Here is a 7,003-nt window from a genome sequence, read left to right as displayed (position 1 = left end):
GTCGGGTTGGGCGCGGGCTCGGTCAGCCAGTCGAGCGCGAGCCACCGGCGGCGGCCGACGCGACCGGCACGGCGCCCGTCGGGTTGGGCGCGGGCTCGGTCAGCCAGTCGAGCGCGAGCCACCGGATCCCGGCGCGGTCGGGTGCCGTCGCGGCGAGCGCCGCGACGGGCCCGCCGCCCAGGCCGGGGAGCACGGCGTCGGGGTCGACCTGCGACCAGGGCTCGAGCACGAACGCCCGCTCGTGGGCGCGCGGGTGCGGGAGCTCGAGGTCGTCGGCGACGTCCGTCAGCGACCCGTACACCACGAGGTCGATGTCGAGGGTGCGGGGGCCCCAGCGCTCGTCGCGCACGCGTCCGTGCGCGTGCTCGACGGCGTGGCACGCGTGGAGGAGGTCGCGCGCCGACAGGCGCGTGCGGGCCAGCAGGACGGTGTTGAGGTAGTCGGGCTGCTCCGGTCCGAGCGCCGCCGTCCTCGCGAGCGGCGAGACGTCCGTGATCTCGACGCCCGGGATGCGGTCGAGGTCCGTGATCGCCTCCCGCAGCGTCTGCTGCGGGTCCCCCAGGTTCGCGCCGAGCGCGAGGACGACGTCGACGAAGTCCGCCGGCACCTCGTCCATGCGGTCGCGCGGCCGCCCGGGCGCGGGCGCGTCCGTGGCGTCCCGGTCCGTGCCGTGACCGGGCACGGAGCCGCCCTGCTCCTCGGCGGGCGCGCCCGGCGCCACCGCACCTCCCGGGGCCTGCGGCCCGTCGGACGCGTCCGGCCCCGGCGCCTCGTGCGGTCCGTCCGGCCCCGCCGCCGACCGTCCCGGCTGCTCCCCGCCCGTCCCGGCAGCATCCGTGCCCGCGGCCGCCGGCTCGTGCGCGACCGGTCCGGTGCCGGCCGGACCGGGAGCCGGGACCGGGACCGGGACCGGGACCGGGAGGGAACGGTCCGTGGGCAGGGGGCCGGTCGGGACGGGGCCGGTCGGGGCGCTGCTCGGGTGCGCGCCGCTCGGGACGGCGCCCGCGGGGAGGGGCCCGCTCGGCCGGTCGGCCGCCGCCTCCCGCCCCGTGCGCGGGTCCGCGTCGTGCCCGTGCGCCGCGCCCTGGTCGTCAGCGACCTCCGCGTGACCGTCCGGGGACGCCGGGGCGTCACCGTCGTCGGGCAGCCGCGTTCCCGGGACCTCGTGGGCCCCGGTCGCGGCGCTCGTCGGCGGGATGCTCGGCGGCATGACGGGCGGCGCCTCGACGCCGTGGATGAGCGCCGGGGCCACCGACCCGACGGGGATCGGGGCGACCGTCCGGGGCTCCGCCGACCCGTCGTGCCGCCGCGCGAGCGGCGCGACGACCGGCGCGACCACGCGGTCGCGGCGGATGACGACCTCGACGTCGTCGAAGGGGACGGTGAGCGGCGCCTGCGGCTTGTGGACGGCCACGTCGACCGCGACGACGTCGGGGTGGACGAGGATCGTCGCCGCGATGCGCTCGGCGACCGTCTCGATGAGGTCGGCGGGCGAGCCGGCGAGCACGGAGACGACGTCCTCGGCGACGCCCGCGTAGCTCACCGTGTCGGCGAGGTCGTCCCCACGCGCGGCCTCGCGCGTGTCGAGGTGCAGCACGACGTCCGCACGGAAGAGCTGGCCGTCGGCACGCTCGTGCTCGAGGACGCCGTGGTGGCCGGTGGCGCTCAGACCCGTGAGCCGGATCCGGTCGAACGGCCGGCCGTCCGCGTCGAGGACCGCTCCTGCGAACGCTGTGGTCACGTCGTACTCCGTCCTCGCGACGGACCTCCACCGGTGAGGTGGCGGAGATCCCGTGTGCCGTGTTGTCAGCTGCCGTCAGCTGCCGGCCCCGTGCTGCGCGGACCGGCCGGCCGTGATCGGGCACGCCCTTGCCGCCCCATCCTGCTAGGTCGCGGCCCGCCCCGTCGAGTCGTCCCGTCCCGGCGCCGGGCCGGGCGTGGTCGCGCCACGCGCCCGCTGCCAGGCGGCGACGACGCGCACCGCGTCCGCCGAGGCGCGCACCGCATGGACGCGCACGCACCACGCCCCTGCCGCGGCGGCGAGCGTCGTCACGGCCGCGGTCGCGTCGTCGCGCGACAGCGGCGGCGCAGGGCGCCCGTCGGGTCCGGCGAGGAGGTGGCCGAGGAACCTCTTGCGCGAGGCACCGACGAGCACGGGGAACCCCAGCTCCTCGAGCTCGCCGAGCCGGGCGAGCAGCGGCCAGTTCGCCGAGCCCGCCTTGGAGAAGCCCAGCCCGGGGTCGAGGACGACCTGGTCGCGGCGCACCCCCGCCGCGAGCAGGGCCTCGACGCGCGCGGAGAGCTCCGCGCGGACGTCGGCGACGACGTCGTCGTAGCGCTCAAGGTCGTCCATGACGTCCGCGTGGCCGCGCCAGTGCATGCACACGTACGCCACCCCGGTACGGGCCACGACGCCGGCCATGTCCGGGTCCGCGAGCCCGCCCGAGACGTCGTTGACGATCCGCGCCCCGGCGGCGACGGCGCGCTCCGCGACGACCGCGCGCGTGGTGTCCACGCTCACCACCGCGCCGTCGGCGGCGAGCGCGGCGACCACGGGCAGGACGCGCGCGAGCTCCTCCTCGACGGGGACGCGGCCCGCGCCGGGCCGCGTGGACTCGCCGCCGACGTCGAGGACGTCGGCGCCGTCGTCGAGCAGCGCGCGACCGTGGGCGACGGCGGCGTCCGGCTCGTACCACTCCCCGCCGTCGGAGAAGGAGTCCGGGGTCACGTTGACGACGCCCATCACGAGCGTGCGCCCGAGCCCGGCCAGCTCGTCGAGCCCGGCGACGGCGGCCGTCGGCACGCCGCCGGACGGGTCGCCGGGACCGGGTGCTGCGTCGGGGACCACGTCCCTAGCGCCCCAGGATGAGGCTCATCGCCTCGGCACGGGTCGCGGCGTCGCGCATCTGGCCCCGGACCGCCGACGTCACGGTGCGGGAGCCGGGCTTGCGCACGCCGCGCATCGACATGCACAGGTGCTCGCACTCGACCACGACGATCGCGCCGCGCGGCTGCAGGTGCTCGACGAGCGCGTCGGCGACCTGGGACGTGAGGCGTTCCTGGACCTGCGGGCGGCGCGCGAACACCTCGACGAGGCGCGCGAGCTTGGACAGTCCGGTGATCCGGCCGTCGACGTTGGGGATGTACCCGATGTGCGCGACGCCGTGGAACGGCACGAGGTGGTGCTCGCACGTCGAGTACACCTCGATGTCCTTGACGAGCACCATCTCCTCGTGCCCGAGGTCGAACGTCGTCGTGAGGACGTCCCCCGCCTCCTGGCGCAGGCCCGCGAAGATCTCGCGGTAGGCGCGCGCGACCCGGGCCGGCGTGTCGCGCAGCCCCTCGCGGTCGGGGTCCTCGCCGACCGCGAGCAGCAGCTCTCGGACGGCGGCCTCGGCGCGCTCCGCGTCGTACGGCGGGACCTCGGCCGGCGCGGGCAGGTCCGCCGCTGCCGCGGCGCGCGTGATCGCGCCGTGCACGCCGTCCCCGGACATCAGTGCTGCCCCGGCCCCGACAGGTCCGCCACGCCGTCACCACGGGCCTCGCCACCGACCGAGCGGTCGAGCGGCGCGTCGGCCGGGACCTCGCCGACGCGCTCCGGCGGGAGCTCGTCGCTCGCCGCGGCCGCCTCGTCCTGCGGGATGACGGGGTGGCCGTTCTGCGCGGCGCGCTCCGCGTCGGTGAGGACCGGGCCGCGCTGCGAGACCGAGCGCTGCTCGCTCGAGAGCCAGACGTCGCGCGGCGCGCGCTTCTCGACGGGCGAGAAGACCCGGGCCAGCTCGGCCTGGTTGAGCGTCTCCTTCTCGAGGAGCTCCAGCACGAGCGTGTCGAGCACGTCGCGGTAGCGCGTGAGCACCTCCCACGCCTCGTCGTGCGCCGACTCGATCAGCTTGCGCACCTCGTGGTCCACCGTGCCCGCGACCGACTCGGAGTAGTCGCGCTGGTGGCCCATGTCGCGGCCGAGGAACGGCTCGCCCGAGCCGCTGCCGAGCTTGATCGCGCCGACGCGCTCGCTCATGCCGAACTCGGTGACCATCTTGCGGGCGATGGCCGTGGCCTTCTCGATGTCGTTCGACGCCCCGGTCGTCGGGTCGTGGAACACGAGCTCCTCGGCCACGCGCCCGCCCATCGCGTACGCGAGCTGGTCGAGCAGCTCGTTGCGCGTCGTGGAGTACTTGTCCTCCGTGGGCATGACCATCGTGTACCCGAGGGCACGCCCGCGAGGCAGGATCGTCACCTTGGTCACCGGGTCGGTGTACCGCATCGCGGCGGCGACGAGCGCGTGACCGCCCTCGTGGTACGCCGTGATCTTCTGCTCCTTGACGTTCATCACGCGCGTGCGCTTCTGCGGGCCGGCGACGACGCGGTCGATGGCCTCGTCGAGCGCGCGGTCGTCGATGAGCTGGGCGCCGCTGCGGGCCGTGAGCAGCGCGGCCTCGTTGAGCACGTTGGCGAGGTCCGCGCCGGTGAAGCCGGGGGTGCGGCGCGCGACCGCGGCGAGGTCGATGTCCTCGACGATCGGCTTGCCCCGCGCGTGCACGCCGAGGATCGCCTCGCGGCCCTTGAGGTCCGGGGCCTCGACGGCGACCTGCCGGTCGAAGCGTCCCGGGCGCAGGAGCGCGGGGTCGAGGATGTCGGGCCGGTTCGTCGCCGCGATGAGGATGACGTTCGTCTTGACGTCGAACCCGTCCATCTCGACGAGGAGCTGGTTGAGCGTCTGCTCGCGCTCGTCGTGCCCGCCGCCCATGCCGGCGCCGCGGTGGCGGCCGACGGCGTCGATCTCGTCGACGAAGATGATCGCGGGCGAGTTCTCCTTGGCCTGGTTGAACAGGTCGCGCACGCGGCTCGCGCCGACGCCGACGAACATCTCGACGAAGTCCGACCCGGAGATCGAGTAGAAGGGGACGCCCGCCTCGCCGGCCACCGCACGGGCCAGCAGGGTCTTGCCCGTCCCGGGCGGACCGTACAGCAGCACGCCCTTGGGGATCTTCGCGCCGACGGCCTGGAACTTCGCCGGCTCGGAGAGGAACTCCTTGATCTCGTGGAGCTCCTCGACCGCCTCGTCGGCCCCCGCGACGTCCGCGAAGGTGACCTGCGGCGTGTCCTTGGACACCAGCTTGGCGCGCGACTTGCCGAAGCCCATGACGCGCGACCCGCCGCCCTGCATCCGCGACAGCAGGAACCAGAACAGCACGCCGATGATGAGGAACGGGATGAGCAGCCCGAGCAGCGAGGACCAGAACGACGGCTGCGCGACCTCGGAGTTGTAGCCCTCCGGCGGCTCCGCCGAGACCACGGCGTCGACGACGGCCTCGCCCTGCGGCGCGACGTAGAAGAACTCGACGTTCGTGCCGTAGTCCTGCTCGTCGTCGGTGCCCTCGTCCGCCACGTACGGGTCGGACAGGGTGAGGCGGACGCGCTGGTCGCCGTCCACGATGAGCGCCTGCTCGACGGTGTCGCCGGCGAGCAGCTCGAGCCCCGCCGAGGTGTCGATGCGCTGGACCGTGGGGCGCGACAGCGTCGTGAACGCGATCCACAGGATCACGAGGCCGAGCACGATCCAGACGATCGGCCCACTGAGAATCTTCTTGATGTTCATCGGCGACGGGGCGCAGAGCCCCGGATCCCTCCGCTCGCGCAAGTGTTCGGGCTCGAAACTACACGCTCGACCTTGACGTCGGCTGTGGATCCGGTCCCTGTTCGCCCAGGGCGTGGCCGGGCGCCGCTGCGGGTCAGCTGGAGTACACGTGCGGGGCGAGCGTGCCCACGAACGGCAGGTTCCGGTACTTCTCCGCGTAGTCGAGCCCGTAGCCGACGACGAACTCGTTGGGGATGTCGAACCCGACGTACCGCACGTCGACGTCCGTCTTCGCCGCGTCGGGCTTGCGCAGCATCGCCGCGATCTCGACCGACTCCGGGCCGCGCGAGCGCAGGTTCGACAGCAGCCACGACAGCGTCAGGCCGGAGTCGATGATGTCCTCCACGATGAGCACGTTGCGCCCCGTGAGGTCGGCGTCGAGGTCCTTGAGGATGCGCACGACGCCGGACGACTTGGTGCCCGACCCGTACGACGAGACCGCCATCCAGTCCATCTCGACCGGGTGGCTCAGCCGACGCGCGAGGTCCGCCATGACCATGACCGCCCCCTTGAGGACGCCGACGAGCAGGAGGTCCTTGCCCGCGTAGTCACGGTCGATCTGCGCGGCGATCTCGTCGAGCCTGCTGCCGAGCTGCTCCTCGGTGAGGAGCACGTTCTCGAGGTCGCCAGCGACGTCCGATGCTTCCACGGGGGGTCACTCCTGGGGTGCGGGGGCGGGTCGGGGGGGTCTCCGCGACGGTCCGGGGGGCGGGTCCGGCGGGCCCAGGGACAGCCTGCCACACGACCGGGACGCCCGGCGGTCGCCCGGCAGGTGCACCGGACCCTGCCCGCGCCAGCGCGCGACGAGCGCGTCGAGCGCCGCGACGTGGACGGCGAACAGGTCGCCGTCCGGGCAGCCCGCGCGCAGCGCCGCCGCCCGCAGCGCGCGCCGGCGCAGCGCGGGGTGCGCGGCCGCGAGCGTGCCGACGTCCAGCTCCACGACGCCCGGCGACGCGGGGTCGTCCTGCCCGCCCGCGACGACCGCCCGGTCCAGCAGCTCGGCCGCGAGCGCGTCGAGGAGGTCGGCGTCGTCACGCAGCAGGTCGGCCGTGCGCGCGAGTCCCGGCACCGCACCCGGGCCGAGCACGTCGACGAGCGCCGGCACGACGGCGGCGCGCACGCGCGACCGCAGCGGCGGCTCGCCGGCGCCCCCCACCGCGTTGGTGGGGTCGTCCCACCACGGCAGGCCGAGCGCCGTGCACACCGCCTCGGTGTCGGTGCGGCGCAGGCCGAGGAACGGCCGCCGCCAGGCCCGCGCCGCGCGCATGCCGAGCGAGCGACCGCGCCCCCGCCCCGCGCGCGAGGCCGAGCAGGACGGTCTCGGCCTGGTCGTCGAGCGTGTGGCCGAGCAGCACGGCGTCCGCG

6 protein-coding genes are annotated in these 7,003 nt (G+C 75.2%); all 6 read right to left on the bottom strand.

Annotated elements, in window-relative coordinates; all coding sequences use genetic code 11:
* Positions 1-22: 22 nt before the first annotated feature.
* The 6 genes from folK to BJF88_RS15515 all read right to left on the bottom strand — a co-directional run bounded on the left by folK (position 23) and on the right by BJF88_RS15515 (position 6,905).
* A complete protein-coding gene (gene folK / locus BJF88_RS15540; RefSeq protein ID WP_075829469.1) occupies positions 23-1,741 on the bottom strand; it encodes a 2-amino-4-hydroxy-6-hydroxymethyldihydropteridine diphosphokinase in 1,719 nt (572 codons plus the stop codon).
* Between the two features lie 144 nt (positions 1,742-1,885).
* Complete coding sequence (gene folP / locus BJF88_RS15535) at positions 1,886-2,743, bottom strand: dihydropteroate synthase (protein ID WP_083649201.1); 858 nt, start codon at positions 2,741-2,743, stop codon at positions 1,886-1,888.
* A gap of 109 nt (positions 2,744-2,852) precedes the next feature.
* A complete protein-coding gene (folE, locus tag BJF88_RS15530) occupies positions 2,853-3,494 on the bottom strand; it encodes a GTP cyclohydrolase I FolE (protein WP_255372092.1) in 642 nt (213 codons plus the stop codon).
* On the bottom strand, positions 3,494-5,599 hold the full coding sequence (ftsH, locus tag BJF88_RS15525; protein WP_083649200.1) for an ATP-dependent zinc metalloprotease FtsH: 2,106 nt from the start codon (positions 5,597-5,599) through the stop codon (positions 3,494-3,496). Before ftsH ends, folE begins: the two co-directional genes overlap by 1 nt.
* Before the next feature lie 133 nt (positions 5,600-5,732).
* The gene (gene hpt, locus BJF88_RS15520; protein WP_075829468.1) at positions 5,733-6,287 is read right to left on the bottom strand and encodes a hypoxanthine phosphoribosyltransferase; all 555 of its coding nucleotides are present in this window, start codon (positions 6,285-6,287) and stop codon (positions 5,733-5,735) included.
* Positions 6,288-6,293: 6 nt separating this feature from the next.
* Positions 6,294-6,905, bottom strand: coding sequence for a TilS substrate-binding domain-containing protein (locus tag BJF88_RS15515; protein WP_075829467.1), 612 nt, complete (start codon positions 6,903-6,905; stop codon positions 6,294-6,296).
* Positions 6,906-7,003: the final 98 nt, after the last annotated feature.

It is taken from the genome of Cellulosimicrobium sp. CUA-896 (assembly GCF_001942335.1).
Taxonomy (GTDB): Bacteria; Actinomycetota; Actinomycetes; order Actinomycetales; family Cellulomonadaceae; genus Cellulosimicrobium.
This window is presented reverse-complemented; position numbering and strand designations above follow the sequence as displayed.